We start from the raw sequence: 26,166 nt of genomic DNA on the forward strand, positions 1-26,166 counted from the left end.
AGAACCTTGCCGTCTCGCTCACCGACCAGGACGGCCAGAACGCCACAGGCACGCTGTCCGTCAACATCGTCGATGACGTGCCGACATTGGGAACCGTGCAAAGCCAGCAGGCAAGCACCGATACGTCGCAAACGCCGGCCGTTGGAACACTCCACTTCGTCCCCGGCGCCGACGGCGCGGGGGCCACCATGACGATCACTGCCAACACAACAGGCATCACTTCGGCCGGCCACAACCTCATCACGGAGCAGTCCGGCAGCGTGTTGACCGCCTATGCCGACAACAACAACAACGGAAGCCATGATGCAGGCGACACGGCGGTCTTTACCATCACCGTTAATCCGAATGCCGGTACGTCGGGGCAGTACACGTTCGACCTTTTGGCACCTTTGGACGGCACTGTCAGTAATGTCTCCGTTGCATCGAGCGGCGCCTTCGGCTCCGGCCCCAGCAATTCCATCGTGGTGACGGCGGGCGGTCAGAATGTCGTGATGGTGACCGGATGGGCGCCAACGGATGCCGGCGGCTCCTTCACCTCACCACACGAGACGGCATGGCTGGCCGGCGGCATGCCATCGTTGACACAAACAAGCAACGTCAACGGTTCGTCAGCAGGTTGGGGCCTCGGCAACAACAATTTCGACGGAGGCGAGTTCATGCGTTTCGATTTCGGGACGCCGGACGACTATGACGGCCCGGGCGGCTATACGGCTCCGGCCATCACCCTCGCGACTGTTAGCTATGCCAAGTTTTCGTTCGATGCGGTTACCGCCGGCGACAAGATCGAGTTCGTCGCCCACTACACCAACGGAACCACGGCTTCCTTCACTCCGGCGGTCGGTGCGACGTTGCTGACGATCACATCGCCTGCCGGAACGCAGATCGCATGGGTCGACGCCTATGAGTCGTCGGGCAAGACCAAGCTGAACCTGACGGATGTCGGGGTCACGAGCACCACGGTCGACCATACAATTCCGGTCGCGTTGCAACTCACGGATGGCGACGGGGACACAACAACGACGGCGAATTTCACTGTCCACGTGGCGGCCGGACTGATACCTTTTGCCATTGCCGCTCCGGTCGTACTCGACCTCAACCATGATGGAATCCACACCACCGATCTGACGCACTCCACCGTTTCGTTCGACTATAACGGCGATGGCGTCGCTTCGAAAACCGCCTGGGTCGATACGCATGACGGTATCCTGGCGATCGATCTCAATGGCGACGGCAAGGTGAACAACGGTTCGGAGATCGTGTTCACCCAACATGCCGCCGGCGCTGCGACCGACCTTGCCGCGCTCGAGCAGCTCTATGACACAAATCATGATGGCAAGCTGACTGCCGCCGACCACGACTTTGCGCAATTTGGTGTCTGGCAAGATGCCAACGGCAACGGCGTGTCGGATTCGGGCGAGTTCAAATCTCTGGCCGCCTTGGGTATCGTCGAGATCGGCCTCGATAGCAACAATCAGCACTCGGTTTCGGCGGACGGCTCGGTCTTGACCTATGGCGAAGCCACCTTCACGACCGCCGACGGTCAGATAGCCGCGGTCGGCGACATCGGCTTCGGCAACTACGATAACGCTAGCTCCGGAAGCACGGCCGCCATCGCCGGCACTTCGGGAGCCGACACGTTCAAGATCGACAATCTAAACATCAAGGATCTGATCGCCGACTACCATGCCGGTGAAGGGGACAAGATCGACTTGAGCGCGTTGTTCGACAAGGCGCCGACCGGCAACATGGCCGACTATGTGCATTACGACACCGCGACCAGCACCGTGAGCGTCGATACCAGCGGCTCGGGCAACGCGGCCAACTTCGTGGATGTCGCCGTTCTGCAGAATGCGCCTGCCACCGGCACGATCAACATCCTCTACGACGACACACAACATCAACAGCACACGGCCACGATTTAGCACTTATGCGTGGCCGTACTCTCATGCTACATATTAGCGAAACATAAAACCGCAGTTTGGAGAGGGACTTAAATGAAGCGTTGTGCAAGATTGCTGGCTTCGGCCGCGGCGCTGCTGTTGGCTGGATCGACTGGCTTCGCCGCCGACATCATCGAAGGGCCGGTGGCCGACTATTGCCGGACCGTCGGCACATCGAACCTGGTCCTGACCGACAACATCGTCGATCTCAAGGCCGAGGTGGTGAAGCTGATGGACGAGTCGGTGGCCGTCGCCAACAGCTCGGAATGGATCAATTCTTCGCGCCCCGCCTTCATCTGGGCGTCGGAAGCCAAGGTCGCCTGCGGCATGGCCTATGGCTACCTCAAGACGAACTACAAGGACGAAGACACCCTCAACAAGTGCGAATGCTTCCACGACCGCATGGTCGAGTACATGAACTGACCGGAAGGGATCCGGCAGTGCCGGTTGGCTGACCCGATGGTCGGCGGACGATTGACGAGGGCGATCGCCGGAGCGATCGCATTGACCGGTTTTGGCCAGCTTGCCACGCAAGCCCGCGCCAACTGGCTGGAACGACCTAGCCTGGAGAGACCAGCACCGTTCGGCTTGAGGCGGCCGGTTCGCTGCGACGCCGCCTCCGAATGGACTCGCGCGACATTCAAGGCGTTTGCGACATGCCAGGCATCGCTCTACGGCTTGGAACCGGTGCTGGCGCACGCGGTGATGGAGATCGAAAGCGGATTCGATCCCGATGTGCACGGCGCCGATGGTGAGGTCGGGTTGATGCAGGTAATGCCCGCGACGGCCCGAATGCTGGGCTTTCGTGGCTCGCTCGACGAGCTTGGCGCGCCGGCGACCAACATCGCGCTCGGCGTCAGATATCTGGCGCAGGCAAACAGCCTTGCCGCAGGCGATCTCTGCACCACCGTCATGAAGTATCGTGCCGGGCACGGTGAAACCCGGTTCTCCGAACTTTCGGTCCGCTACTGCCGGCGTGCGCGTGCAATCCTGGCGAGAGAAGGTTTTGCGGTGGCCGGGCCATTGCCGGTGGCGACGTTCGGATTCTCCGCATTCCCGACAGCAGGAGACGATGGTGCCCCTGCCCCGGCGAGGCGGATTTGTGTGCGCCGACTGTTCGTGCCGGGCCCGCGATACATGAAATGCGCGGACTATCGAAGCGCCGGGCAAGCCAGAATGATCAAGGCGCTCCGGGCAAGACTTTTCGACGGCTGAGCCATAATCCAGCAATTGCAAAGACGGCGAGGCAAGTCTGCCGTAAGATGAACGGATGAGACCGGGACAAATACCCGGCGGGATATGAGGGAGGCATCATGGATTCTGGCCGGCAGCGACACGGTTTGTGGACGTGGGCGATCGTCTTTGCGTTCGCGGGCATGGTGTCGGGCTGCCAGTCGAAGGGCAGCGTCTCGGACGCGCTCGACCCGGCGGCGATCGCCGCACCTGGAGCGCCGGCCGCCGGCACCGCTGCCAGCCCGGCCCAAGCCACGCGATCGCTCGGCACGGGATCGACGAAGGTCACGATGCTGCTGCCTTTGTCGGCCCCGGGCAACGCCGGCGAAAACGGCAGGAAGATGCTCGATGCGACCAAGCTGGCGATGGCCGACCTTGGAAACGTCCTGCTCACGGTCACGGTCGAGGACACCATGGGCGACAGCGCGCACGCCAGCGAATTGGCGGTGAAGGCGATCACCACCGGAGCCACGATCGTCATCGGCCCGGTGGAACTTGCCGCGGCTCAGCACATTGCCAAGCTGTCGGGATCGAAGCGGCCGCCGGTGCTGGCGCTGGCCGACAATTTCGCCGGCGGCCCGGGCGTCTATGCGGTGCGCCTCAACGAGGCCGACAGCGCGGCCGCGGGCGCAGCCGGCCTGGCGGCCAAAGGCAGCAAGAAGTTCGTGTTGCTCGTCGCGGCAGGAGCGAATGCCGGCGCGGTTGAAAAGCGGGTCGCCAACAGCCTCAGCATCTATGGCGCGACGCTCGCCGTCACCATTCCGTATCCGGCCGGCGATGGCGGCACCAAAGTGGTCAATGATATGGGCTCGCTGGTCGAGGCTCCCGATGCCATCATCATCGCCAGCGGCGACGACAATCCGGCGCAGATCCTTGCGGCGCTCAAAACGAAAGGCATTCCTGGAAAAGCAATTGCCGTCGTTGGAACCAACCGCTGGCTGGAACATCCGATGGAGCCGCTGTTTGAGAGCTCCTACATCGCCACGCTCGACCCAACCGAAACCGGCCCGATCGCCGACCGCTTCAAGACGACCTACAATTATCCAGCCGACGCCAATGTCGCCTACGCCTATGATATGGTCGCCCTGACAGCAGGAATTGCAAGTTCGGCCGGGCCTGACGGCTTCAGCAAGCAGGTGCTCGAAAATCGGAGCGGATTTCGCGGATCGACCGGCCTGTTCCGGTTTCGGGCGGATGGCTCCAGTGAGCGATCCATGCCCTTCTATCAGGTTCGAAAAGGCGCACTCAAGCTGGTCGCCAAATCGACATCGGGGTATTGAGGGGCAAGGAACCTTGCTTGAGTTGATGGGCTGGCTGAGGCACAATCGCTTGATAGCGCTCGGAAGCCTGCTCCTCCTGGCAGGGGTCTTGTTGATCATCCGGGCCGCAGATCTGCTTCCGAACAATCGGCCGGCGCCACGTCAATCCATCGATCATAGCCAGGCAATGCGACCACCTCCGAGCGCCGCCAATACGCCATGGCGAGGACGGGCACGCAAGATTGCTCAGGACCTTATCGCGCCGCCACAGCTTGATCCGGCGCAAATCGAACGGGTCGAGCCGCGCCCGCCGCTCAGCGACCTTGGTCTGGCTTCGCCTGCAGGGATGCGGATGCCAAAGGATTGGAAAGAGGTCCTGCTGTACCAACCGGTTGCCACCTCGTCGGCAACCTTCGAATCGATGGGGCGCAAGGTAGCCATCAGCGGGATCCAAGGCATTGACCTGGATGCGACCTGTTCCTTTCGTGGCATCGCCTGGCCTTGCGGCCAGCGTGCGCGCGCGACGTTCAATTCCTGGCTGCGCGGCCGGGCGCTGAAATGCGTCGTGCCGCCGGAAATCGATCGTTTTGCCATTGCGGCACCGTGCAGCTTGGGCAAGCAGGATGTCGGCGCCTGGCTTGTTTCCAATGGCTGGGCGACGGCCCTGGCGAGTGGCATCTATGGCAAGGCGGAGGCAGTGGCCAGAGACGCGGAGATGGGGATATTCGGCCCGCCACAATAGCCGACAATTCGGTGTCTTTGCTTTTGCCGCCGTAGCCTTGCTTTTGAAGGCCTGATTTCAGGCCAATGGTAGGTGATTGCGCCATTACTAAAATTGTATGTTTCCTCGAAACTGAAAGTGCAGCACCTTGGCCTTATGACAGCCGATCAGGCGGGAGATTGGCTAATGATGACACCAATGGCGAATAGCTCGCCCCGGCAATGGAAAGATGTCGCATGGCTGACTGCCCTGGGATCGGCGGGAATTCTGCTCCTCTCGGTTGGCCTAAATTATCTGCTTCTGTTCTCGGAAGCCTTGACGCCGTTTGGCCGCAGCATGGTCACAGCGATCCTGTTGCCGGTCATCGTCGGTGGCCCGCTTTTGCTGTTCATTGGCCTGCAGCGGACCGAGCTCGTCCGTTATCGAAGGGAACTCAACAAGTCGGCGACCTTTGACAGTCTGACAGGCTGCCTCAACCGGACGGTCTTCACGTCGATGGTCGAAAGGAGAGCAACCAGGCCAAAATCGTCTGGTCCAAGATCTGGCGCCTTCCTGGTCATTCATCCCGAACACATCAGGTCCATCAATCTGCGCTTCGGCCTTGGCTGGGGTGACGAAGCCTTGCGGCTCATAGCCTCGACCATCCAGTCATCGGTACGCAAGGAAGATCTGGTGGGCCGGATCGGAACCTCCATGTTCGGGGTCTTTCTGCCCGGTGCGACAGAAGACGACGCCAGGGAGATCGGCGACCGTATCCGGGCGCGCGTGGCCCAAGCCTATTTCGCGCCAAAAGGAACCGCGGACACGCTGACCATCAGCGTCGGCGGCGTGGTGTTTGAAAACGAGTTGGAATTCGAGGACATGTTCCGATCGGCGGAATCGCTGTTATCCGGCATGGAGCACCAGCCTGGACTTCAACTGTCGCACCTCCACAACTAGCTGAGACGACTCGTTGCCGGAGGAACACCGCCGCAAATATGTCTTGCCGCACGGCTGCGACAGCGATCATCTTGCCCTTGTTGCCAAACCGGACGATTGACCCATGGGGCGGTTTCAACCCGTGGGAGGTCTGGCTCCTGACGGTGCTGATGGCATCGGCCGCGCATCGCTGGCAGTATTGCCGGACCGATCAAGTTCTGGTTGCCGCTGGTTGCAGCAACCTTGATCGCCTTGATGGCCGGCTATGGGACCATGCTCCTGCCGCCGAACTCCTGACAGGCTGAGACACCCGCCGCGCGAGTAGCATCAGGTTCGGCGCTCAGGGTACGAGCTTGCCGGCCGAGCACCCGCCGCGTGAACGTGCTGCTCAGGGAGAACAATAGCGAACGCGCTCATTGCCTCTCCTTCGCTGCGCGTTTTGCCCCAGCCAGGCCACGCGCCTTTCTCGTTCGCCGGACTTTGGGCTTACAATTCCAATCTCGACATAACCAGCTGCACCATCATCACAAAGCCTGCCGCAGAACCGATGAAGCAGTTGCATGATCAGCAGCCTCTCATTCTCTACCAGGCATACTATGACGCCTGGCTGGACCAGGGGACCAAAGGACCAGCCTCAAGGACATTCTCAGCCACGACATCGACGGTCAGCTGCAGTTCAACCGCGTTGGACGTGAAGTGAACACGAGCGCCGTCAACAAATTTCCCAACGACCATCCCGGCCTGGTCGGGCGGAGCCGGCGGCTTTTTCTGTTCGCCGAAATCGTCAAGCACGCCCCTGCTGGGGCGAAGCTTTCTAAAGCACGCTCCGACCACATATTTTAGGAGGGCGGGATGACAGAGCGTCAGCAAGAGATCGTCGCGAATGCATGGGCACTGGCTACGGGCGCACAACAAATCCTAGAGGCGCTTCTCATCATGCTGAAAAAGTCGGGAACGTCGCGCGACCTTCGATTGCCGGGTAGCCGGGAAGTGGACCATCAGTTAGGGGTCCGTAGCTAGAGCGTGATAAAGCAGCAAACACACTATCATAGAAACGGCGCTGCCTAGCAGCTGGTCTGCCGTCAGGCCGGAAAAATAGACAAGATGAAACGCCACCAACGCTCTACCAATCACGGTTCGGAACACTGCCGAACTAACCGTTAGTCGGCGCTAATGTTCCGGTCTGGACTCGCTACCGCTTTGGAAGCATTCTGCACTCGGGGGAGAGGGCGTGGGCAAAGTCCAGCGTCATCAAGGTGCGGATCAGGCCGACCGCTGGCGCAAGAACGCAAAGGGGCGGTGGATGTGGCGACGGCAATATCTGCCGGCGCTGGTGATGGTTCCCTGACCGGCTCATCCCAGCTGGCTGGCTGAGTGGCACCCGCACGGCCGGCGCGGGGAGCTGCGATATCAAGGGCAACATTTCCACCAGTACCGATGAGCGATTTATCACGTTCCAGGGCAGGAGCATTACTGGAAGACGACGATCAGTTTCAGTACAGCGAGCGCTGGCTGTGCAGCGAGGCAGAGGCATGGGCCGCCGGCTGGCGCAAAGCAAGGCGGTAGCGCGGTAGCCACCACCATGTGCAGGCCCACCAGCCCGTCATCATGGTCCGAACCTGATCGCACCCGCCGACCTTGGTCTCAACGTCGTTGATTGGCACTGCCACGCGGCTTTCCTTCATTCGCATGGTTCGCAGACATTAGCATGATCGCATACTCTCATCATCCGGCGTCGTCTCCCTCACAAAGCAGCGCCGGTAAGGCTCGGCGCCCTTCTTGTTTGTCCCATGTGCCAAAGGAGGTCGCCGGGCCTGCCGTTGCTCATCTTTGCGGGTTGCTCCTGATGGCTCCGCTTGGCGCCGTGGCCCTGCGTCTTCCTTCAGGTAAGACCGGCGAGGCGCTTGTCAGACGGCCTGGCATGTAGGATTATGGTCCTCGTTGCGGCGACGCCCTCAATGGAGAGCGCCAATGGCCAGAACAAACCTTCCGAACAGCTTTCCCGGGCTGAAATCGAGCGCTTCCTGGCGGCAGCCGAAGCGCTGCACAAGAGCATCGCCGGGCCGCTCCTGGCGTACCACAGGGAGCACTGCCAAGCTCTACCTGAGGCCCATGGACCCCTGTTGAAGTCGATTGAGACGGTCACCGGCCAGAAGGCGCAGTTCATCCGCTGGAACGGGACAGGACCGGCACAGCCCCGGAGAAGCCTCCGGGCTGGTTCTCCTCGCGCAACTCTCGCGCCGCATCACCTCTAAGAGCAGTTCGAAGACGCTTTCGATTTCGCCGTTGATTTGGTCGGCAGGGATGCCAGGCTTCTCGGCCGCCGTCGTCAATTGGTCGCTAAGTCGCTGGCGGCGATCGGATCGCCCCGCGTCACAATCGCGGCGCGGAAGGGTTTTATTAGCTCGCCCTCATCTTGACGCCGGCGCCGGCTGCTCCAAAGTTTTGGGCATGGCTCGGGGAAGTATCAAAGTTGGCGACGAGGTCGCAGTCACGGCGATTGTGCGCGGCCGGGTGACGCCCGATCGCATAAGCGTGACGATCCCCTCCTACGACTTCCCGCATTCTGTTGTCGATTCGACTTCGAAGGCTGTAATTGGCCAGCATATGGAATTGATCGGCCCTGTCACACGCATCGACGGGGGACAAGGTAACCGTCAGCCTCCGGCCATTGGTGACTGTCGAGGCCGAGCACGTGCGCCTTGTCGAAAGACATGTGGCACTTCCACGCGGGCGAAAAAAGTCGCTGGTTGACAAAGTTTAACTTGCCTGCCCACCCAAGGAATGGCCAGTGAAACTTTACCCATCACATCGGCTCTGGTCGCCTCCGCTAGCTGCCGGCGCGTTGCGATATCGGCGCAGTAGACGGGTCGGCATTTTCCGAACTTTCCGACATCTCGTCGCGATGACGTTGGCGAAGGCGCTTCAGCAGATCGCGTGAGGCTTGGATCGCCCTGCGCGATTGATCCATGTTCTGGCGAAACGTGGCGCGTTCCTCCATGGACTTCTGCCACTTCAGCAAGGTGGCCGTAGTCGCAGTGGCCGCTTGAGCGGTTTCTATGGGCGTTGCAACCATCGCATTCTCCCTAAAAAGGCAATGGTAAACGCAATCTTTATAGGCCCAACGAAACCCTTCTCCAATTAAAAACGACCATACGGCATACGGCAAAATGGCTATTCGTCGGGGCGCTCGACGGCAGCTTCGTCGACCTCGGCCTCCATCTCGTTGTTGACGGTTTTGGTCTTGCCAAAACCGTCCATCGCCACACCGTCAAAGCCCTGCAGCCACGCGTCGGCATGTTCCTGCCAGTAAGCTGGCACCTCACGCTCCTTGCCATCCTTGCGCGCTTGGGCGCCGTACATCCAGGCGTAGGTGGCGCGTTCCTGATCTTTCTTAGGCATGGCCATTTGCATCATCCTCCCGGAAATCCAGCAGCCTTGCGTGCCGCAGCTTCTCTTCGCCTTTGAGGGTCTCGACCCAGCCAACCAGTCCGGGCTTCAGCCACTCGGCCTTTCCTTTTTATGTCCCTTCGGGACCGGGGCCGCCAACCTTGCCCTGGACACGATCCCAAAGCGCTTGCCGCTCATCGGCATTGAAGTTGACGAGTGCGCCGCCTTTGTAGAGGCCCTTTTCAGCCATGATCACCTGGGTAGCTTTGCCGCGCTCGCGCTGTGCACCGATGATTTGCATTTCCTTTTCCTCAAAGCACTTGATCTTGCGCCAAGCGCTCGTTTGCCGCTGCGATATGGACTGCCTCGAGCTTCGAGACCATGCCTTCTAGCCCGTCTCGTCGACCAGGTGGCAAACGGCGTCACCAGTGCGGCATCGCTCCGCTGAATTAAATGCGCCCGCCGGCAGGGATCATTTCGTGCAGGATCTCGCCGCGATCTTCGGTCGGCATCCCGCGCAGGTCATGATGCGTGGAACCCTGCCGGTTGCTGACCGTTCTCCGTCAATGGAAGCCCCGAACCAACAGAGCCAAACGATCCTCGTGGTTGACGGCGACGTCATCGCCCGATGCGTCATCGCGGACTATCTCCGCCACTGTGGCTACAGGGTGATTGAGGCCCATTTCGCACGTGAGGCGCAACAAGCGTTGAACTATGCGGAGTTCGGTGTGGACACCGTCTTGTGTGACGTTGACCTGCCGGGCAACATGAACGGGTTCCAACTGTCGAAGTGGGTTCGCGAGAACAAGCCCGAGGTCAAAATAGTGCTTTCTGCCGCAGTAGAACGAACTGCGATCGCGGCGGGCGACCTTTGTCAGGAAGGCCCGCACCTTGCGAAGCCGTATGAGCCGGCCAACGTAGTGGACCATATCAGGCGACTGCAGCGTGTTTGGAGCTTACGATCCAGGAACCCTGGTGCAAAGCGCAATTGATCTCTGTCCAGACGCCGAGAGGCTCGTCTGCATACCAATGGTGATTTAGCCCTGCGAACTGGACGCCGCTCAAAGGAAGAACGGCGTATAAGCCGCAGTCCTGCGTGCGGCCGCAACAGTGGACGGTTGTCGCGCGCAGGACGGAGGAAATTCGCCCTCCTGCCGCGGGCGGTGAACGGGATACCGTAGGAGCGTCAGCATAGCGCCGGCCACAGGACGGGACGCGGCACCGACTGTCCCCGTCCGGTAGTCCGCATGTTTTGGTCGAAGCCGACCGGCTGAGATCGTGCGCATTTTGGTTCTCGACGGTACGGCCGCTGATCGGCGATGATGCGAGGACCGAGTTGCCCGGAAGAAATCGATCTGGTCTTGCACCTTTTTTGCTTCCTCATTCGCGGGGCAGCTTGTGATTTTCCAGGCTGACAGACCCTCCCCTGTCTATAAGAAATTTCCCGACGCATGAGCGCACGTCCAACACAGTGCGGACTCCAATGCTCACCGGCAGCGCGAGAATGGTAACCACCTATCTTGAGGGGAGCGCCACGTGCGTAATCAACGATGCAGGCGCTGCCAACCTCGGCATCCCCGGGAATAGCAGGCTTATAAATGAATATATCGTTGATCAACGCTATCGCCGCAGCCGCCGGGAGATGGACAGACCGCGTTTCAGCTAGCTAGGGGGATCGATGTTCCAGGCTAAAGGCATTGGCATGCCCGAATTAGAAAAAAGACCTGAATCCCGTAAAGCAGCAACAAAATGCCGAAAGCTATCCAGAAGCCCGGTCGCGTAAGCAATGCCAGATCTTTTCTTAGCTGCTCCATTCACATCAACTAACATGGCCAAGCGTCGTTCCCGTCCGCTGGGGACAAATTTCAACTAAGCTAATAGGCTTCGTCGCATAATGGCCGCGCCACTGCGGATCGAGACACCTCAGCGCCCCGCATGAGCACGCGCAACTCGATCGGAGGCGCAAGGAGAAAGTTCGGAACGATTCCAAGAACCCCAAGCAAATTGAGCGCCGCAGCGGACGATAAGGTTCACGCATATCCCGGCGAACATCCGCACAGCAATGGTCAACATCAACGGCAGAAGGGCGTCCGAAAAGAAACGCATCTCTGCGTCACCGCCTCATCGAGAGTCACCGCAGCGGCATCCTGAATACAGGTCGGCGATCCGAAGAGCATGCATTGCGCAAGATTTTCCAGATGAACTGATGCCGAGACCGGCCCAAGCGTCCACCCTAGCCTCCAGCCGGTCATTGCATGAGACTTCGACAGGCTGTTCACAATTATCGTCCGCTCTCTCATTCCGGGAATGCTATTGAGAGGAACTCGCCGTCGAACACTGTGCTGCGGTAAACCTCATCGCTGATGATCCATAGATTGTGCCGCTCGGCAAATGTGGCAATGATCCTCCTTGCCGAACACATATCCGCCGGGATTGTTGGGGAGTTCAGCAAGATCGCCCGCGTTCGATCTCCTACCACTGCACGGAGAATATCCTCGGACACCTTCCGCCGCGCATTTTGCAGCGATAGTTTGACGGGTCGGGCCACTGCGCGCGTATTGCCGCTTCGTATGTGGCATACCAAGGCTCAAGGCAAAGCACCTCGTCGCCAGCTCCGGCAACGGAAGCTTAGTGTGATTGGGCGGCCACGCGGCCGGTCCCCAATTCGTTCGAATGATGCGCTTGCCTCGCCAAGGTCGCATGGTGAGTCAGCCGGCAAACCAAAACACTCAACCGCCGGTTAGGCCCGGCCGCCTGATGCGCCCCACAAGAGGCTGTGCCGGGCCGTTCGTCGGGGCTTCTGCACCTGAGCGTTAATGTGCCCAGGCAACACACCATTGACGCCAAGACGATGGCAAGAAGGGGAGTCGCGCAGTCCTCAAGAATAAGTCAGCAGGCACCTAGACCGATGTAGGGCCTTCCAATCGCAGCTCTCGGCTCCTCGCGGCGCCGGCGCCCTGGCATCGTTTGATTGAACGAAGACGCTGAGTTGAGCTCTCGATACAAAAGCATCTCAGTCCTCGTGCCTCAATGGTTCCGGGCATGCGGCTGCAGGGGATGAAGTCATGAAGTTCAGGGATTTGATCAGACGCGCCGAGGACAATGTGGAGAGGTCGTTCGACGATCTCGAAGCTGACTTGGCTAACGCTGTCGACCAGTGCCTCGATTTGGAGGATGTCGCCGACGTGCCAAACATGGCAGGCGACAACAACGAACAGGATGAAAGCGTACGGAGTGAGGGCGGTGCCGGCGACGACGATGATAGCTCGCCGATACCAGCGCATCGGCTGACCTCACACACGCAGAGCCGAATTGCTGCCGTGAGCTCGTTTAACGGCTTGTTCCACGATGCCAAGCTCCATTTCGAGGACATCAACGCAAAAATCTCCGAAATTACAGGCACATGTCAACTGACGTTCGAGTTTTTTCACATCCTTCACGCGGACATTCTCCGTGCGAACGAACTGGAGCTGGCGAATCAAAATCTGATCGCAGATCAAAGGAACTTGTCGGAAACACTCAATGACCTGAACAGACGGTACTGTGAGCGTCAAGGCACCATCGAGACATTGCAGCAGCGCCAGGCAAGCCTTGTTCAGGAGTGTGAAGTGCTCCGTGGCGCGTTGGCCGCGGCAAGGCTGGAGCTGGTCGAAGCGGCGAACACCACCACAAAGAACGAAGCGGAATTTGGCGACCTCACGAACATGCTTGCCGCCGCAAATGTCGAGGCCGACAGGCGCTCCCGAGAGAACAAACAGCTGCGTGAAAAAAATGTGAGCCTGTCTATTGACCTGGAAAAGGCCATGAAGCGGGAGGAAGAGGCACGGCATAGGCTGGATGCCTTCTCGACGATCCATGCCAACGAAGCTGCGCGAAATTCCGAAATGCTGAGTGCGCTCGGCAAGAGCGAAAAAGAGGCAATCAAATTGCACACCTCACTCGAGGTTGCGCAGGCCAAGTTATGGGAGGTGACCGAAGCAGCCAGGATTATGCAGGCGGACATGGATGGCGAGCTTAAACGCTGCCAGGCTGAGAACCGAGGATTGCGCTCAGAAGTTCAAAGCCTCCAATCGCGCTTCGAACTCGCCTCAATCGCAAACAACGAGGCCGCGGCCGAGATCGCCAGGCTCCAGCTACAATGGAGCGACGCCCTGGCGGAAAAACAGGTGACTGACGAAAGGTTGGCCGCACTCGCTGAGGAGGCCGAAACCAACAAGGTGAACCTTTCCAAGATCACCGCAGATTTTGCGCAACTGTCCATGCAGCAGGCGTCCGATCAGATTGAACTCGATGTGAGACGGCAGGAATGTGAGGACTTGCGGGTCGAAATTGCCTCGGTCAATGCTCGGGTCAGGGAATTGCTGCCCTACAAGAGGTCGCATGGAAGCGCGAACGCCTTGCCGCATACATCTGACGTGGCAAATGTAGCGGTGACTGCAGACCGAACGGTGCATGCCGCACGCCGTGTCCGCCGGAGGGCCCTCGCCGCGTCGTAGGGGCAAAGAACCTCTCCTCGTGAGGCAATTGCCCCTGTCGATGATCGTGGAACGGTATGCGCTCTTTGTTGCGCAAAAGATGACAGGACGCTAACGCTGTTGTCGGAGCAGGACTTGGTGAGGCGGCCAGGAAAATCCTGTTGGGGCCTTGTAGCCGGGACAATGTCCCAGACGAGCTCGCGCATCGTCCGCCGGCGTCACCCCTGTCCGGCATCACGTCGCCTACCAGCCAGTATGTCAGCAAGCACGCCTGCAGTGTGCCCGCGGTCGACCGCCCACACCCGCCATGTCATTGCCGGAAAGCCCTCGACATCTGGTCGGTAAGTGGCTTCAGCAGATAAGACCAGACGCTGTGTTCGTCCGTACTTATGTGAACCTCCGCTGGCATACCGGGTTTGAGCACTTTGGCATCGGTCAGACATGTGGACTTGTCTTCGACATTGATGCGCGCCGAGAAATAAGAAAGCTGGCGCTGTTGATCTTTTATCAGGTCCGCCGAGATGCGCTTGACAGACCCTTGGCAGGCAGGCGTGGTGCCGGCGTCGAAAGCCGGAAACCGGATCGAGACCCGCTGACCTGGACGAACGTCATCTATGCGCGACGGCGCAATCAGCGCGTCGACGACAAGGTTGCCGGTGTCAGGGACAATCATCATGAGAACCTCGCCCGCGGCAATCACGCCGCCGATCGTGTGAATGGAAGATTCCTGTACCGTTCCCGATTGCGGAGCGCGGATGGTGGTTTTGGCCAGTTCGTCCTGTGCCACAACCTTGCGCTCGCTGAGTTCGGTTTGCTTGGCTTCCGTTTCACGAAGTTCGCTCGTCACGTCACTACGCCTTTGTTCATCGAGCTGAAGAATCTGCAATTCGGTCTCGCTGATCCGGGCCTGCGCCTCGGCAACTGCCGCCGCGAGGCGCCCTGATTCTCCGTGCGCCCGGGTGGCATCCAGTCTGATGTTGCTAAGTCGCTCTTTGGACACCAGTTTCTTTGTAAAAAGCGCCTGTACATCGACAAGATCGCCATCCAGCAGGACCACGGATTGTTCTTCCGCGGTCTGTTGCGCCTTGAGGCCCTCAACTTGGCGTTCGAGTTGCTTTGAGCGGCTTTGCAACTGTGCCTTCTGCCCCTTGAGGGCCGTAGCGCGGCTGTCGAACAGCGTGCGCTCACCGTTCACCAGCGCAGCCAGCTCCGGCTCGCCCATTCGCGCTTGAAGGCTGAACGGAAGCTGCATCTCCGACAGGCCTTGCCGCTCTGCCTCCAGCCGCACAAGCCGAACCGTTGCCCGATCAAGATCCTTGCTAATTATCTGCAGATTGGCCCGTGTCAGCGTGTCGTCCAATCGTGCCATCACATCGCCGGCCCGTACATGATCCCCATCTTGCGCGAAGATGCCCCCTATCGTGCCGCCCGTCAGATGCTGGACCTTCTTTATGTTGCTCTCGATCACCACGGTCGCCGGCGCAATTACCGCGCCAGCAATCTTGGTCAGTCCGAGCCAGAGCCCGCCGCCGGCAAGCAACATAACCGTGACCGCCGCACCCAGGATCAGGTTGGCCCCGATTCCATCGCGCGTGCCCGAAATCATCGCGTTGCGCCGGCTCCCATTGGCGATCGGGGACGATGGAGCCATCGTCGCCTCAGACAAAAAAATATTCCTCATGCGTGACCGCTCACCCCTTTGTGCATCGCGACGGCCGCTGCCGGGCGTTCAACAGGCGCAGCAAAGGGGCGGATGACGTTGGCCAGGACCTCCTCGCGTGAGCCGAAGGCGTGAAGCATCCCATTGGACATTACGAGTACCCTGTCGATGTTGGTAAGGGCAGAAGGACGGTGCGCAACTACGATGACGATGCCTCCACGTCTGCGCACTGCCAGGATCGCGCCGGCCAAGGCGGTATCGCCATCGACGTCCAGATTTGAATTCGGCTCGTCCAGAACGACGAGAAACGGATCGCCGTAAAGTGCCCTGGCAAGCCCTACGAGTTGCCGCTGTCCAGCCGACAAGGCTGTTCCTCCCTCGCCCATGCGTGTTTGAAAACCGTTCGGCAATCGCAGGATCATTTTGTCGACGCCCGCTGCCTTCGCAGCAGCAAGCACGCCCTTGGCGTCGCCCTTCCCGCCAAATCGCGAAATGTTATCGGCAACCGTTCCATCAAACAGTTCGACGTCCTGGGGCAGGTAGCCAATATGTGCGCCAAGGTGTTCTTGGTCCCATTGGTCAAGCGAGGCGTCGTCCAGCCTCACCGTGCCGCGAAGTGGCTGCCAGACGCCCACCAGCGCGCGCACAAGCGTGCTTTTGCCAGAACCGCTCGGGCCGACAACGGCCATTCCCGTCCCTGCGGCCAGGCGGAAGCTGACATTGGCTACCGTCGGTTTTTGCTGGCCCGGTGGCGCTATAGTCAGGTCCTCGACCGCAAGCTCCGCTTGGGGGCGCGGAAGTTCCATATGTTCGTCCCGGTCAGGAAAAGCGGCCAGGGCCGTTGCCAGTTGCGAATAGCTTTGCCGGAACGCGGCGAAGCCTCGCCAGTTCGCGATAGCGGCGTCAACAGGAGCCAATGAGCGGCCCAGCAAGATGGAGGATGCGATGATCACGCCTGGCGAGGCTTCGCCTCCTATCACCAGGTAGGCACCCAGTCCAAGAACGCAGGACTGCAAGGCCAAACGCAGTGCCCTAGAGAGTGCCCCGGTGGCGCCGACGACGTCGGAAAGCCTCTCTTGGTGCCGCAGATATGCGTTATTGATCTCGCCCCAGCGGTGGGCAAGCCGTGCGGAAAGGCCCATCGCGCGTACGACTTCCGCGTTGCGGCGTCCGGATTCGGCGAGATTGCGTTGCGACACCAGCGTCTCGGACGCGCGTGTCACCGATGTGCGGCCAAGAACTTCCGCCATGACCGTGAGCAGCACGACAATGATCGCACCGCTTGTGGACAACAGACCGAGCGCAGGATGCAGGAAATAGATGATCAGCAGGTAAAATGGAATCCACGGAGCGTCGAATATAACAGTCGGCCCCATTCCGGAAAGGAAGCCGCGTAACTGATCGAGATCACGGAGGGGCTGTATCCGGTTCGCATCCTGCCCGCCAATGAGCGGCAAGGACAGCGAGAGGCCGAACACCCTCTGCTTCAAATTCCTATGGACACGATTGCCCACTCGAACCAGCAGGCGCAGGCGCACGAAATCCAGCAGCCCGTAGACCGCGTAAAGACCCAGCATTCCGATCGTGAACCCGACAAGCGTCGGAACGCTCTGCGAAGGTAAAACGCGATCGTAAATTTGCAGCATATAGACCGAGCCGGTCAGGGCGAGAAGGTTTATGACTGCCGAGAAGACGCCGACGCCTACCAGGCCAGGCACGGTCCCAAGCATTGCACCTCGCAGATCCGACGAACTCCTTCCACCAGGGTTCATAGGTTTCGACCTCCCGTGAGAGATCGTTGCGCAAGCTCACTGGCCCCACTGGGCACCGACAATCTCTTGCTGTTCAGGAGCGTATCCCCTTAGCCTTCTAATATTACGCCCCACTAACATGCTTGGACTTTAGTCAAAATGTAGCCAAATCGTGGCGCTGACCCGAGAAACCCGGAACCCACATGTTAAATCGGGGGAAAACTGCCGTTCCACCGTATTTGGGCGGGGCTTCATGCCGGGCGGAGCGGCCCAAGAAAACCGCCCCCTGCCCTTTTTTTCGGGGCATTTTCGCGCTTTAGCGCTTCCTCGCAACAACTACGAAGTGTTGCGCCATCTGGCCAGGAACGCGAAGCCTTCTGCAGGCCTTCTCGACAGGCTGCATTATCATTTCACAGAACCCTGGCAACAGGTTTCCCGGCCGAGGCAGAAAACCGTACGGTATCGTCTGCTCGACGGTGAATCCCGAGGCAGTCAGGAGGGCCTTGAACCTCGCTGCGCTCAGCGTGTTGCGAATGGTGCGTCCAGACACCCGATTGAGCAGCCGGCACGCCAGGCCGACGGGCGACGTCGCATTCATGTGAACGTTGCACACAAGCCGCCCGCCATCTTTCAGGTGCTCATTGATCGCCATCAGTGCATGCCATTTCAGTTCATCCTCTGCGTTCAGGAAAAAACGAAATGCCGTTACCACATCGAACGTCATACCGAGCTGCTCCCTTGTCAGGTCGACGTGACGCAAACTCACATTGGGCGGTACTTGCGCGCTGTCGAGCATCGTTCTGGAAACGTCGGCGCCAACCACCTCGCTGAAGAGGCCGGCGGCTACCTCGGCGATGCGGCCTGTTCCGCATGCGAAATCGAGGCAGTTTCGGCTAGCTCCGCTCAAGGGGCGAAGAACGTCGAGGATCAGCGGCTTTTCGATGTTCTCCCAAAGCGCGCCATAATAGCCGGACCTGTGTGTTTTGTTGTAGTGTTGGCCGTAGCCGGGCGCGCAATGGCTGGTCCTGTAGCCGTCCGACACGAAGCCGCCCTGCGCATTGCTCTCCTTGCTAGACGTAAATTCCTGCCAATACTCACCGGCGCGCGACCTGGACCGCACAATTCGCGCTGACGGCATATGGAAAGCATAACTTGACGACTGCGTCACCTGATCCGCGTTCGTTGAGGGTGTCAGGGTCGCTCCCTGGTTGAAAATGCGCCTCACCTTGGATCTCCGTTCAGTTGGGTTCGCCCCCCGATAGAACAGTAAGCTCCGCACGGACTGCGGCTGACGCCCTATTGGACTGCCACACTTTGCAGTTCACTGCTGAATCTGGCTTCGACAGTATCCCCCGGCAGCACAATCGCATCTTCGTCAACCAACAGCTTGCGCCATTCATTGCCGATCTTGCGTACGATGGTCACCTGGGCCCGTACCGTTTCGCCGGCAATCGGCAATGGCTGTGTGGATGCTCCGGTCGGCTGCAGCTTCTCGCTGGCGGCATGGAGCCTGGCGGTGACATCCGCCAGCCGGGCGTTGGTGTCCTTCAGATCCGTCAGCAGGCCAATCCTCCTTTGATTGTCGTTGCGTTCGTGCTGTCTGACAAAGTCCTCCTGCTGGCGCCGCGCCCTCATCAGTTCGACCGAGGTTTGAAGCGCGCCGCTTGAAGATAAAAGCAACGCGCGCCTGACATCCGCGAGCCGGGTGTTGGTCAGATTGCCTGCATCGAATGCCTTCGTCACTCGCGCCAAATCTTGCTCATCCGCCTTCACGCTCTCGCCCTCGACTCGTTCGCGTTTCTGCAAAACGCCAATTTGCTCGGCAGCGTCCGTCCGGCCCTTCTCCAGAAAATCCTGCTCTTGCCGGAAATCACTCAGCGCAACCTTCAGCGCCTCTGCTTCAGCCTGTGCCATCGCGGCTACAACGCTCGGCGAAAGAGGTGATCCCTGTGGTGTCTTCTTGTCGAAATCCGCCTGGCCCTGAAGCTCGGCGCGAATGCGGGCGGCGTGAAGGTATTCTTTCGTGTAATCTCCCCAGAGCATTTCGTAGTCGCGCTTGAGATCAACCGGATCAGGCCCGGCCTGGCCTGCCCGTGATCGCAAAAGACTGAAGCCGCCGGAGACGGCCAGCGCCTGCCGTACAGTCATGAGCGGACGGTAGGCCTGTTGTCCCGGGGTGAGCACATCGCCCGTTACATAGATCGGGCGATAGTCCGCTATGATCGCTGTGACATCGTCGGGCTCGACAGTAACTGTCTGCTCCCGCCCATCAGTCAGACGCACGTGAAAAATCTTGCTTGGCAAGACCTCTTGCATGCGCCTTTGCAGTTGGGACGCCGTCAGGCCTGCGACCATGATCATTCCAGCCTCCGGAAGGGCGATATTGCCATCCATCTGGACTACGGCGCGCTGCGTCCGATCAGGGATCGGCGCTATTCCTATCTCGACCGTATCGCCAGGTGAGAGTTGATAGGGCTCGACCTCGACTGCGCAAGCCATCGAGGTTAGCGACATCATCACGACTGCGCCAAGAACGTATCGTCTACTGAAGGTCATTTGCGACAATCTCCTTCCGGTCAAACACCGGCTTCAAAGGCCATTCAACACGACTAACGAAATCGTATACCGGGCCACCGGGCACGCCCCAGTTGCTGGACCAGACCACCTGGGAGCCGTCCGGAGAGGGAGAGGCATGCGTCTCGCTCCAGTAGTCGAAGGGCGCGTTGTGCGTGTCTGCGACACGGCGGACCTCTCCACTGCCGTCTAGACGCAGAGCAATGACTTGCTGAGCGTAAGGCGCCCAATCCGGGTGCTGCGATAGTTCGGCTGGCGTGCCGCCATAACTCAGAAACACCCAGCCGGGCCTGCCGAGCGACCTGAGTGACGCATGCATGGCCTCGCCATATTTCATCAGCGAGGTAGCCTTGCCATCAGCCAAGCGGCGCTTGATCACCTGATATTTGTCAGGATCCGATTTGCTGATCCCGACATAGATTTCGCTTCCGTCGGAATCGACCGTCATGTCGCCATGGCCCGGTCGATGGTGCTCCATCCACTTCTGGCGCAATATGCCGTCGATGGAGAAGACGAAACTCGCTTCGATTCCGTCCGGTAATTGCTGGGAACACACTATGTTGATTCCGAGTGGTGAGATCGAGCAGGAGCCGGTCGTTCCCGGGAATTCGGCAAGATCGATATCCGGGAATTTCCGCCGTTGCTTGAGATCGTAGCCAAAAACCACCGCTCGGCCGTCATTGTTCGTTGCACGCACCGCAATCCGGCTGCCGTCGCGGCTCGGATTGCCTTTGTTGGGTCCAAATTTGAGGTTGGAGTACGCTCCGGAGGCGAACAAGACGTCCTCATGATCGGTACGTGGGGCCCATGTCGCAATCTGCCGGCCCCCGACGCAGATCATCAACTCGGGATCAGTGGGATGCCATTCGCATTCGGTCGCGCGGTTGCGGTGGAACAAAGGCAAGTAGGTTTGTCCGTCGAGAAAGCACAGGCCACCGCAGCCATTGGCGATCAGGAGCAGGCTCTGGTCGGCATTCCAAGCCTGTGCGCTTGAGTAACGGTGGGTGCAGTACTTCTTCCCGCATACACCCGCCCGGCCGAGAACGCCCGGTCTGGTGATCCGTGCGAAAACCATCCCAGACCAAGGATCCCTTGTTTGGCGCACATAGCCCGGCAGGTTGTTCACGACCGCTGTGGCCGCCACCTCCGCTGCCTTGCTTTGACGGCCGCCGGCAACGTAGATGTTGGGAGATATGGCACCGGCAGCCAGCAACAGCGCCAACGCATGACGGCCGCCCAGGGTCATGTCATGTAACCCACTTCGCGCCGTACCCGGCCTTCACTAAGGCGCTCGCGCCACCACGTGATTGTTCGCTCCAGCCCATCGCGCAGGCTGGTCTGTGTCCGCCATCCAGTCTCACGTTCAAAGCGCGAGGAGTCGGCGAGCAAGGCGCGAACTTCGGAATTTTGCGGCCTCAGGCGGCTTTCATCACGACGGACCGGCTTTTTGCAATCGGTCAACTCAAGAACAATGGCCAATACGTCCGAGACGGTCGCAGCGCGTTGGCTGCCAGCGTTGTAGGCGTGGCCGAACTCGAGCTGGGCGAGACCTGCGGTCAGGAACGCTGTCGCGGTGTCTTCGACATAGGTCAGGTCGCGGATCGGGCTGGTATCCCCTACCATGATTGCAGGACATTTCAGGTCGAGGACCTGCCGGATAATGGTCGGCACGATGGCGCGTTCACTCTGGCGCGGGCCATACGTGTTGAAGGGTCGCATGATGACCACAGGGACATCGAACGACCTGGCGTAAGACTCCGCCATCATGTCGGCGCCGATTTTGGATGCCGAATATGGTGACTGTCCCTGCAGGGGGTGTGTTTCGCCGATCGGCATGGTTTGGGCAGTTCCGTAGACCTCGCTCGTGGAGGTATGGATCACCCGCTCCGTCTCCCATAGGCGCGCCGCTTCGAGGACGTTCACCGTGCCTAGGATGTTGGTTTCCACATAGGACTGGGCAGCGGCGTAGGAATATGGAATCGCAATAAGCGCCGCCAGATGAAAAACCGCGACTTGGCCGCGCATGATCCGGTTAAGGAACGCACTGTCGCGGACGTCACCACGGACGAGCCTCAACTGGCTGCGGATGGTGTCCGGCAGATCGTCTAGCCATCCATGGCTGTCGAAGGAATTGTAAAGGGCAAGGGCTGTGACATCTGCCCCGTTGCGAACAAGCGCCTCCGTGACATGCGAACCGATGAATCCGTCCGCGCCGGTCACCAGGACTTTCTTTCCATTGTAGCTCATCACTGCGCATTCCCTTGGCTGTTTGGAACGCTTCCCTTGGATATTCAAACGTCGATCGGCGGTACCGGAACCCAACCGACCACTGCCAGCACTCCCCGCACCATCCACGCGAGGTCGGAGACGATGGTGCGTCGCGGATAATATGAGAGGTCCAGTGTTGCCTTGGCGGGGAACATGACTTCCCGGTAGAACACGATCGGATCTACGGATTGGGGGAAGTAATGCGCTTCGTGCCGAAAAACGACCTGGGCTGGTCCCAGCAGGCCTGGCTTGTATTGCAGCACGGCCCTAAGCTCGCCCCGGAAACAATCGGCGAAAGCCAGGCTCTCGGGCCGTGGGCCGACGATCGCCATTTCGCCTTTGAGGACATTCCACAGCTGCGGTAGTTCGTCCAGCTTCGTCGCTGCGAGAAAGCGGCCAACGGTGGTCATGCGTGTATCGCCCACGACCGTCAGCGCAAGGCCTTGAGAGCCGCAGTTCACACCGAATTTGCGAAATTTGTACATGCGGAAGGTTCGGCCGCCGGCCCCGATGCGGGTCTGAGCGAACAAGATCGAGCCACCGCCCTCGAGCAGAAGCGCTCCGGCGATCAGCAGCATCAATGGCGCCAATGCGACGGTAGCGATGCCCGCCACCGCAAGATCGATTGCGCGTCTCGCAAAGCCGTGATCAGGATTTGGAACGAACATCCGGTGAAAGGCAGGGTCTAACGCATTCATGCAGCAGTTCCTCTTTGGGCGCCTGCTTTGAGCGCGCCTGTTTTGAGCGCGGCTGCCAGGGCAGCCACGACTGATTCGGCGGCGGCGGAAGTGATCTGGGGGTGCAGCGGAATTGTGAGCTCTCGCTCAGCGAAATCCTCTGTTTGGGGCAAACTCACGCCGGGAAAGCGCTCGCGGTAGAACGTCATTTGGTGCACCGGCGGGTAGTGGATGGTGGTCTGTATGCCCTGTGTCCGCAGCTCGTCGATGACATCCTGCCGGCTCGCGTAGCGCGGCAGGACGATCGGCATGATGTGGTAAGCCGACGTCCGGGGTTCGCTAAATGGAATGACAATGGCTGGGCAACGGTCCGCGATCAGGCGTCGGTACAAGACAGCTATGATACGCCTGATTTCGTTCCACTCTTGCAGGTTCTGCAACTGAACCAGCCCTATTGCCGCTCGCATCTCGTCCATTCGGTAGTTGAACCCGAGCATCGTGACATCATATTGCGGCGTACGACTGTTCAGCCGCTGATGCGTCCCCGTTGTCATTCCGTGCCCGCGGGCCAGGCGAACCCTGTCGAGCAGATCGGGGTCACGTGCAATCACGGCGCCCCCTTCGGCCGTTGTCATGTTCTTGTTGCCATAGAAGCTGAACGCGGCCGCGGCGCCGAAGGTCCCGACTTCCCTAAGCCCGGGCGCGTGCGCAGCGTCCTCGATGATATGCAGCCCGCGAAGCCGGGCGAACCGCTGCCATTGTTCCCGATCGGGGAGATACCCGGCGAAGTGAACGAGAATGACCGCTTTCGTGCGCGTCGTGCACCGCGCTTCGGCTTCCGCAACCGAGATCAACGGCACGTCGACGGACTCGATATCGACGAAGACCGGCGTCGCCCCTACATACAGCACCGCATTCGCCGTCGCCACGAAGGTCAGCGAAGGAACCAGTACTTCGTCGCCAGGGCCGATGCCCAAAGCATGGAGGAGAAGATGGAGCGCTGCGGTGCAGGAACCAACCGCAACGCAATCTCGCGCGCCATGCATGCTGGCAAAGGCCTGTTCGAACTCTCGTACCCTGTCCCCCATCGTAAGCCAGCCGCTATCAATCACCTGCGACAGGGCTGCCTTCTCTGGCACGCCTAGGATCGGGGCGCTCACCAAGAGCATCTTGACCTCCTGAAAGCCTTGTTAGTGGCTAGACCTCTGCATCAGACTTTCATGCGGCTGCGGCGGCAGCCGCGACCTCGATTGAGGACGACTGATCTTCCCAGGCAATTGCCTGTGCATTCTGGAAGTCATCGACACGACCGATGTCGAGCCAAAGACCGTCATGCTTGTAAACATGCACGGTCGTGCCGCCCTGCATCATCTGCAGCATCAGGTCATCGAACCCAAATGGGATCCCGGACGGAATGAACCGCAGGACATCTGGGTTCATGCAGTAAATCCCCATGCTGACGAGATGGGAAAGCGTCGGCTTTTCCCGGAAGAGCTGGACGGTATTGTCGATCTCGTCGATGACCCCGAAGTCCATCTTGATATGACGGCACGCCGTGGCAATCGTAACGGGATCCCTATGCAAGCGGTGCGCGGTTACAAACCGGCTCAGGCTTAGATCTGTGAGGACATCGCCGTTCAGAACGACAAATGTTTCGTTCAGTTCATCCCTAATCAGAGAGAGAGGTCCGACGGTGCCGAGTGGCTCCATTTCCTGGGTATATTTGATCTTCAAGTTCCATTGCGATCCGTCGCCGCAGACGCTACGGATCAAATGCCCTAGATACCCTGTCGTAATATACACGTCTTCAATGCCGTTGCGCCGCAGCCACTTCAAAAGCAACTCAAGAACAGGCCGGGCCCCTATCGGCATTAATGGTTTCGGCAGGACCGATGTAAACGGTCGAAGGCGCGTACCCATCCCACCACATTGAATCACCGCTTTCATTCGATCCTCCTGATCTGCAGTTGGCTTTGTTCGGGATCGGTGTTCCATTGTCCGGCCAGGGCATACCCTCAAATCCGGCCAAACCTCGGCGGCAATCCGAACATCATATGTGAAAAGGTATGTGACAGCCGGGGCGGCTGTCGTCGTGCATTCGAATGGTAGGGATTCAAAACGTTCAAGGTATTAGATGGCCACGAGATCAACAGCCGATAGAAGCGCGATTGGGCACTGATCATGACGGCGATAAAACGAAAGCAGTTGCTTTCAAAAAAGCTGCGATCCGCCCGGGCCGGGCCGGCCTACAGGTCCAGCGACAGCGGGTGGCGACGTAACAGAAATGGTCCTGAACAGCTGGCTTTGGACCCACAAATGGGGAACCGGCATCGTTTTGCGGACAGGCACCGCACGCCCGGGTTAAAAATCTATGGATGAGCTTCGCAATTTAGTATTATATTAGACGTTCTGGATGTGCGTGGATGGGACGCTGCGGACATCACTGTGATGCGTTGACCAGTGGATGGCCGCCATTTTAGGACCACCACGGATTGTCGATCATAGGCGAATGGGAGGTTCCAGCGGGTTTTCTCGTCGGGAACCGAGTAACGCGTTGGGGTAGTTGCATGGCTCGGATCGTCATTGCCGACGATCACGGCTTATATCGGCGTGGTCTCCGGCTGGCACTCATGGCTGGAATTCCAAGCGCCGAAATATTCGAAGCTTCGTGTTTCGATGCCGCGGTCAATCTTCTAGAGGAGCAGGCGTCCATCGATCTTGCGATCCTCGATCTGAACATGCCTGGGCTGTTCCATCAGGAAGTGCTCAGCGACTTTATGGCTGCCTATCCTGACACTCGCTTTGCGATCGTTTCCGGGGATGATTCCCGCTCGGAGATACTGACCGCGCTTTCGATCGGACTTCACGGGTATATCGTCAAATCGCAGAGCGACGAAGAAGTCGTGCTGGCTGTAAACGAAATCCTCGCTGGCCGGATCTATGTGCCATCTCTCCTATCTCGAACGTCTGCCGACCAGAGATCGCATGCCCCCCCACCTCCGGTACAAAATGCCAGCCGACGGCACGAGGGCTCGGGCGACGTCGCTAGGCTGACATCTAGACAGAAGGACGTCCTCAAGCTGATGGCAGAGGGGTACTCGAATAAGGAGATTGCCCGCAATCTGGACATTGCCGAGGCGACAACGAAAATCCATGCCGCAGCCGTGCTGCGTGAGCTTGGGGTTAGAAACCGTACCGAAGCAGCTGTGTTGCTCCAAAGCTGGCTGACGAGACAGGCGAGTTGACGTATGCCCCTCGAACCGGCCCGAGTTTGCTTGCAGGAAATCGCAGCAAAGGGCC

General features: G+C 59.4%; 24 protein-coding genes and 1 pseudogene. 11 read left to right on the forward strand and 14 right to left on the reverse strand.

What is annotated here, in order from left to right; translation table 11 throughout:
• From NKI88_RS25940 to NKI88_RS31870, 8 genes and pseudogenes are all read left to right on the forward strand, one after another.
• A partial coding sequence (locus NKI88_RS25940; protein ID WP_352658257.1) for an SPM autocatalytic domain-containing protein occupies positions 1 to 1,922 on the forward strand: 1,922 nt, incomplete at its 5' end.
• Between the two features lie 72 nt (positions 1,923 to 1,994).
• A complete protein-coding gene (locus tag NKI88_RS25945) occupies positions 1,995 to 2,363 on the forward strand; it encodes a hypothetical protein (RefSeq protein ID WP_352658259.1) in 369 nt (122 codons plus the stop codon).
• An 81-nt stretch (positions 2,364 to 2,444) separates the two neighbouring features.
• Positions 2,445 to 3,155, forward strand: coding sequence for a lytic transglycosylase domain-containing protein (locus tag NKI88_RS25950; RefSeq protein ID WP_245263024.1), 711 nt, complete (start codon positions 2,445 to 2,447; stop codon positions 3,153 to 3,155).
• Positions 3,156 to 3,253: 98 nt separating this feature from the next.
• Positions 3,254 to 4,453, forward strand: coding sequence for an ABC transporter substrate-binding protein (locus tag NKI88_RS25955; protein WP_352658261.1), 1,200 nt, complete (start codon positions 3,254 to 3,256; stop codon positions 4,451 to 4,453).
• Between the two features lie 13 nt (positions 4,454 to 4,466).
• Entirely contained in the window at positions 4,467 to 5,174 is a 708-nt protein-coding gene (locus tag NKI88_RS25960; protein WP_352658263.1) for a thermonuclease family protein, read from the forward strand.
• Positions 5,175 to 5,339: 165 nt separating this feature from the next.
• Positions 5,340 to 6,092 (forward strand): GGDEF domain-containing protein, encoded by a 753-nt coding sequence (locus NKI88_RS25965; RefSeq protein WP_352658265.1) that lies wholly within the window; start codon positions 5,340 to 5,342, stop codon positions 6,090 to 6,092.
• 418 nt (positions 6,093 to 6,510) lie between these two features.
• Entirely contained in the window at positions 6,511 to 6,771 is a 261-nt protein-coding gene (locus NKI88_RS25970) for an SOS response-associated peptidase family protein (RefSeq protein WP_352658267.1), read from the forward strand.
• A gap of 691 nt (positions 6,772 to 7,462) precedes the next feature.
• A pseudogene (locus NKI88_RS31870) lies at positions 7,463 to 7,637 on the forward strand (sunset domain-containing protein); the annotation flags it as partial.
• Here NKI88_RS31870 and NKI88_RS25975 read toward each other — a convergent pair.
• From NKI88_RS25975 to NKI88_RS25990, 4 genes are all read right to left on the reverse strand, one after another.
• Positions 7,565 to 7,756 (reverse strand): hypothetical protein, encoded by a 192-nt coding sequence (locus NKI88_RS25975; protein WP_023699954.1) that lies wholly within the window; start codon positions 7,754 to 7,756, stop codon positions 7,565 to 7,567. The pseudogene NKI88_RS31870 and the gene NKI88_RS25975 sit on opposite strands and share 73 nt — an antisense overlap.
• Positions 7,757 to 8,901: 1,145 nt before the next feature.
• A complete protein-coding gene (locus NKI88_RS25980; protein ID WP_352658269.1) occupies positions 8,902 to 9,147 on the reverse strand; it encodes a hypothetical protein in 246 nt (81 codons plus the stop codon).
• A 98-nt stretch (positions 9,148 to 9,245) separates the two neighbouring features.
• Positions 9,246 to 9,479, reverse strand: coding sequence for a hypothetical protein (locus NKI88_RS25985; RefSeq protein ID WP_023670915.1), 234 nt, complete (start codon positions 9,477 to 9,479; stop codon positions 9,246 to 9,248).
• Between the two features lie 112 nt (positions 9,480 to 9,591).
• Positions 9,592 to 9,762, reverse strand: a complete 171-nt coding sequence (locus NKI88_RS25990; RefSeq protein ID WP_352658271.1) for a hypothetical protein — start codon at positions 9,760 to 9,762, stop codon at positions 9,592 to 9,594.
• Between the two features lie 178 nt (positions 9,763 to 9,940).
• Between NKI88_RS25990 and NKI88_RS25995 the strand changes: the two genes are divergently transcribed.
• Positions 9,941 to 10,453: a response regulator gene (locus NKI88_RS25995; RefSeq protein ID WP_023753040.1), complete on the forward strand. Its 513-nt coding sequence runs from the start codon at positions 9,941 to 9,943 to the stop codon at positions 10,451 to 10,453.
• Positions 10,454 to 11,533: 1,080 nt separating this feature from the next.
• Here NKI88_RS25995 and NKI88_RS26000 read toward each other — a convergent pair.
• Positions 11,534 to 11,761, reverse strand: coding sequence for an aminotransferase class I/II-fold pyridoxal phosphate-dependent enzyme (locus tag NKI88_RS26000; protein ID WP_352658274.1), 228 nt, complete (start codon positions 11,759 to 11,761; stop codon positions 11,534 to 11,536).
• Between the two features lie 765 nt (positions 11,762 to 12,526).
• Here NKI88_RS26000 and NKI88_RS26005 point away from each other — a divergent pair.
• Positions 12,527 to 13,957 carry a coiled-coil domain-containing protein gene (locus NKI88_RS26005; RefSeq protein ID WP_352658276.1) on the forward strand — a complete coding sequence of 477 codons (1,431 nt, stop codon included), beginning with the start codon at positions 12,527 to 12,529 and terminating at the stop codon, positions 13,955 to 13,957.
• 289 nt (positions 13,958 to 14,246) lie between these two features.
• Here the strand turns inward: NKI88_RS26005 and NKI88_RS26010 are convergent, their stop codons facing one another.
• The 9 genes from NKI88_RS26010 to NKI88_RS26050 all read right to left on the reverse strand — a co-directional run bounded on the left by NKI88_RS26010 (position 14,247) and on the right by NKI88_RS26050 (position 24,813).
• Positions 14,247 to 15,542 carry an HlyD family type I secretion periplasmic adaptor subunit gene (locus NKI88_RS26010; protein WP_348529083.1) on the reverse strand — a complete coding sequence of 432 codons (1,296 nt, stop codon included), beginning with the start codon at positions 15,540 to 15,542 and terminating at the stop codon, positions 14,247 to 14,249.
• 71 nt (positions 15,543 to 15,613) lie between these two features.
• On the reverse strand, positions 15,614 to 17,326 hold the full coding sequence (locus tag NKI88_RS26015; protein WP_023681048.1) for a type I secretion system permease/ATPase: 1,713 nt from the start codon (positions 17,324 to 17,326) through the stop codon (positions 15,614 to 15,616).
• Between the two features lie 337 nt (positions 17,327 to 17,663).
• Positions 17,664 to 18,572, reverse strand: a complete 909-nt coding sequence (locus NKI88_RS26020) for a class I SAM-dependent methyltransferase (protein WP_352658278.1) — start codon at positions 18,570 to 18,572, stop codon at positions 17,664 to 17,666.
• Positions 18,573 to 18,643: 71 nt separating this feature from the next.
• Complete coding sequence (locus NKI88_RS26025; protein WP_352658280.1) at positions 18,644 to 19,903, reverse strand: polysaccharide biosynthesis/export family protein; 1,260 nt, start codon at positions 19,901 to 19,903, stop codon at positions 18,644 to 18,646.
• On the reverse strand, positions 19,890 to 21,167 hold the full coding sequence (locus NKI88_RS26030; RefSeq protein ID WP_352658282.1) for a hypothetical protein: 1,278 nt from the start codon (positions 21,165 to 21,167) through the stop codon (positions 19,890 to 19,892). Before NKI88_RS26030 ends, NKI88_RS26025 begins: the two co-directional genes overlap by 14 nt.
• Entirely contained in the window at positions 21,164 to 22,168 is a 1,005-nt protein-coding gene (locus NKI88_RS26035) for an SDR family NAD(P)-dependent oxidoreductase (protein ID WP_352658284.1), read from the reverse strand. Before NKI88_RS26035 ends, NKI88_RS26030 begins: the two co-directional genes overlap by 4 nt.
• Before the next feature lie 44 nt (positions 22,169 to 22,212).
• Entirely contained in the window at positions 22,213 to 22,887 is a 675-nt protein-coding gene (locus NKI88_RS26040) for a sugar transferase (RefSeq protein ID WP_023681043.1), read from the reverse strand.
• Positions 22,884 to 24,035, reverse strand: a complete 1,152-nt coding sequence (locus tag NKI88_RS26045; protein WP_352658286.1) for a DegT/DnrJ/EryC1/StrS family aminotransferase — start codon at positions 24,033 to 24,035, stop codon at positions 22,884 to 22,886. The genes NKI88_RS26040 and NKI88_RS26045 overlap by 4 nt, the downstream gene beginning before the upstream one ends.
• Before the next feature lie 49 nt (positions 24,036 to 24,084).
• Positions 24,085 to 24,813, reverse strand: a complete 729-nt coding sequence (locus NKI88_RS26050) for a nucleotidyltransferase family protein (protein ID WP_352536730.1) — start codon at positions 24,811 to 24,813, stop codon at positions 24,085 to 24,087.
• A 620-nt stretch (positions 24,814 to 25,433) separates the two neighbouring features.
• Between NKI88_RS26050 and NKI88_RS26055 the strand changes: the two genes are divergently transcribed.
• Entirely contained in the window at positions 25,434 to 26,111 is a 678-nt protein-coding gene (locus tag NKI88_RS26055; protein WP_023681040.1) for a LuxR C-terminal-related transcriptional regulator, read from the forward strand.
• Positions 26,112 to 26,166 lie beyond the last annotated feature (55 nt).

It is taken from the genome of Mesorhizobium sp. M0317 (genome assembly GCF_040321555.1).
Taxonomy (GTDB): domain Bacteria; phylum Pseudomonadota; class Alphaproteobacteria; order Rhizobiales; family Rhizobiaceae; genus Mesorhizobium.

Coding starts and splice junctions, on each gene's coding strand:
- NKI88_RS25985 (WP_023670915.1), bottom strand. CDS start 9,479: ATGGCCATGCCTAAGAAAGATCAGGAACGCGCCACCTACGCCTGGATG.
- NKI88_RS26000 (WP_352658274.1), bottom strand. CDS start 11,761: ATGAGAGAGCGGACGATAATTGTGAACAGCCTGTCGAAGTCTCATGCA.
- NKI88_RS25955 (WP_352658261.1), top strand. CDS start 3,254: ATGGATTCTGGCCGGCAGCGACACGGTTTGTGGACGTGGGCGATCGTC.
- NKI88_RS25990 (WP_352658271.1), bottom strand. CDS start 9,762: ATGCAAATCATCGGTGCACAGCGCGAGCGCGGCAAAGCTACCCAGGTG.
- NKI88_RS25965 (WP_352658265.1), top strand. CDS start 5,340: ATGATGACACCAATGGCGAATAGCTCGCCCCGGCAATGGAAAGATGTC.
- NKI88_RS26005 (WP_352658276.1), top strand. CDS start 12,527: ATGAAGTTCAGGGATTTGATCAGACGCGCCGAGGACAATGTGGAGAGG.
- NKI88_RS26015 (WP_023681048.1), bottom strand. CDS start 17,326: ATGCTTGGGACCGTGCCTGGCCTGGTAGGCGTCGGCGTCTTCTCGGCA.
- NKI88_RS26040 (WP_023681043.1), bottom strand. CDS start 22,887: ATGAATGCGTTAGACCCTGCCTTTCACCGGATGTTCGTTCCAAATCCT.
- NKI88_RS25945 (WP_352658259.1), top strand. CDS start 1,995: ATGAAGCGTTGTGCAAGATTGCTGGCTTCGGCCGCGGCGCTGCTGTTG.
- NKI88_RS26030 (WP_352658282.1), bottom strand. CDS start 21,167: ATGACCCTGGGCGGCCGTCATGCGTTGGCGCTGTTGCTGGCTGCCGGT.
- NKI88_RS25980 (WP_352658269.1), bottom strand. CDS start 9,147: ATGGTTGCAACGCCCATAGAAACCGCTCAAGCGGCCACTGCGACTACG.
- NKI88_RS26055 (WP_023681040.1), top strand. CDS start 25,434: ATGGCTCGGATCGTCATTGCCGACGATCACGGCTTATATCGGCGTGGT.
- NKI88_RS26010 (WP_348529083.1), bottom strand. CDS start 15,542: ATGATTTCGGGCACGCGCGATGGAATCGGGGCCAACCTGATCCTGGGT.
- NKI88_RS26025 (WP_352658280.1), bottom strand. CDS start 19,903: ATGACCTTCAGTAGACGATACGTTCTTGGCGCAGTCGTGATGATGTCG.
- NKI88_RS25975 (WP_023699954.1), bottom strand. CDS start 7,756: ATGAAGGAAAGCCGCGTGGCAGTGCCAATCAACGACGTTGAGACCAAG.
- NKI88_RS26050 (WP_352536730.1), bottom strand. CDS start 24,813: ATGAAAGCGGTGATTCAATGTGGTGGGATGGGTACGCGCCTTCGACCG.
- NKI88_RS26035 (WP_352658284.1), bottom strand. CDS start 22,168: ATGAGCTACAATGGAAAGAAAGTCCTGGTGACCGGCGCGGACGGATTC.
- NKI88_RS26045 (WP_352658286.1), bottom strand. CDS start 24,035: ATGCTCTTGGTGAGCGCCCCGATCCTAGGCGTGCCAGAGAAGGCAGCC.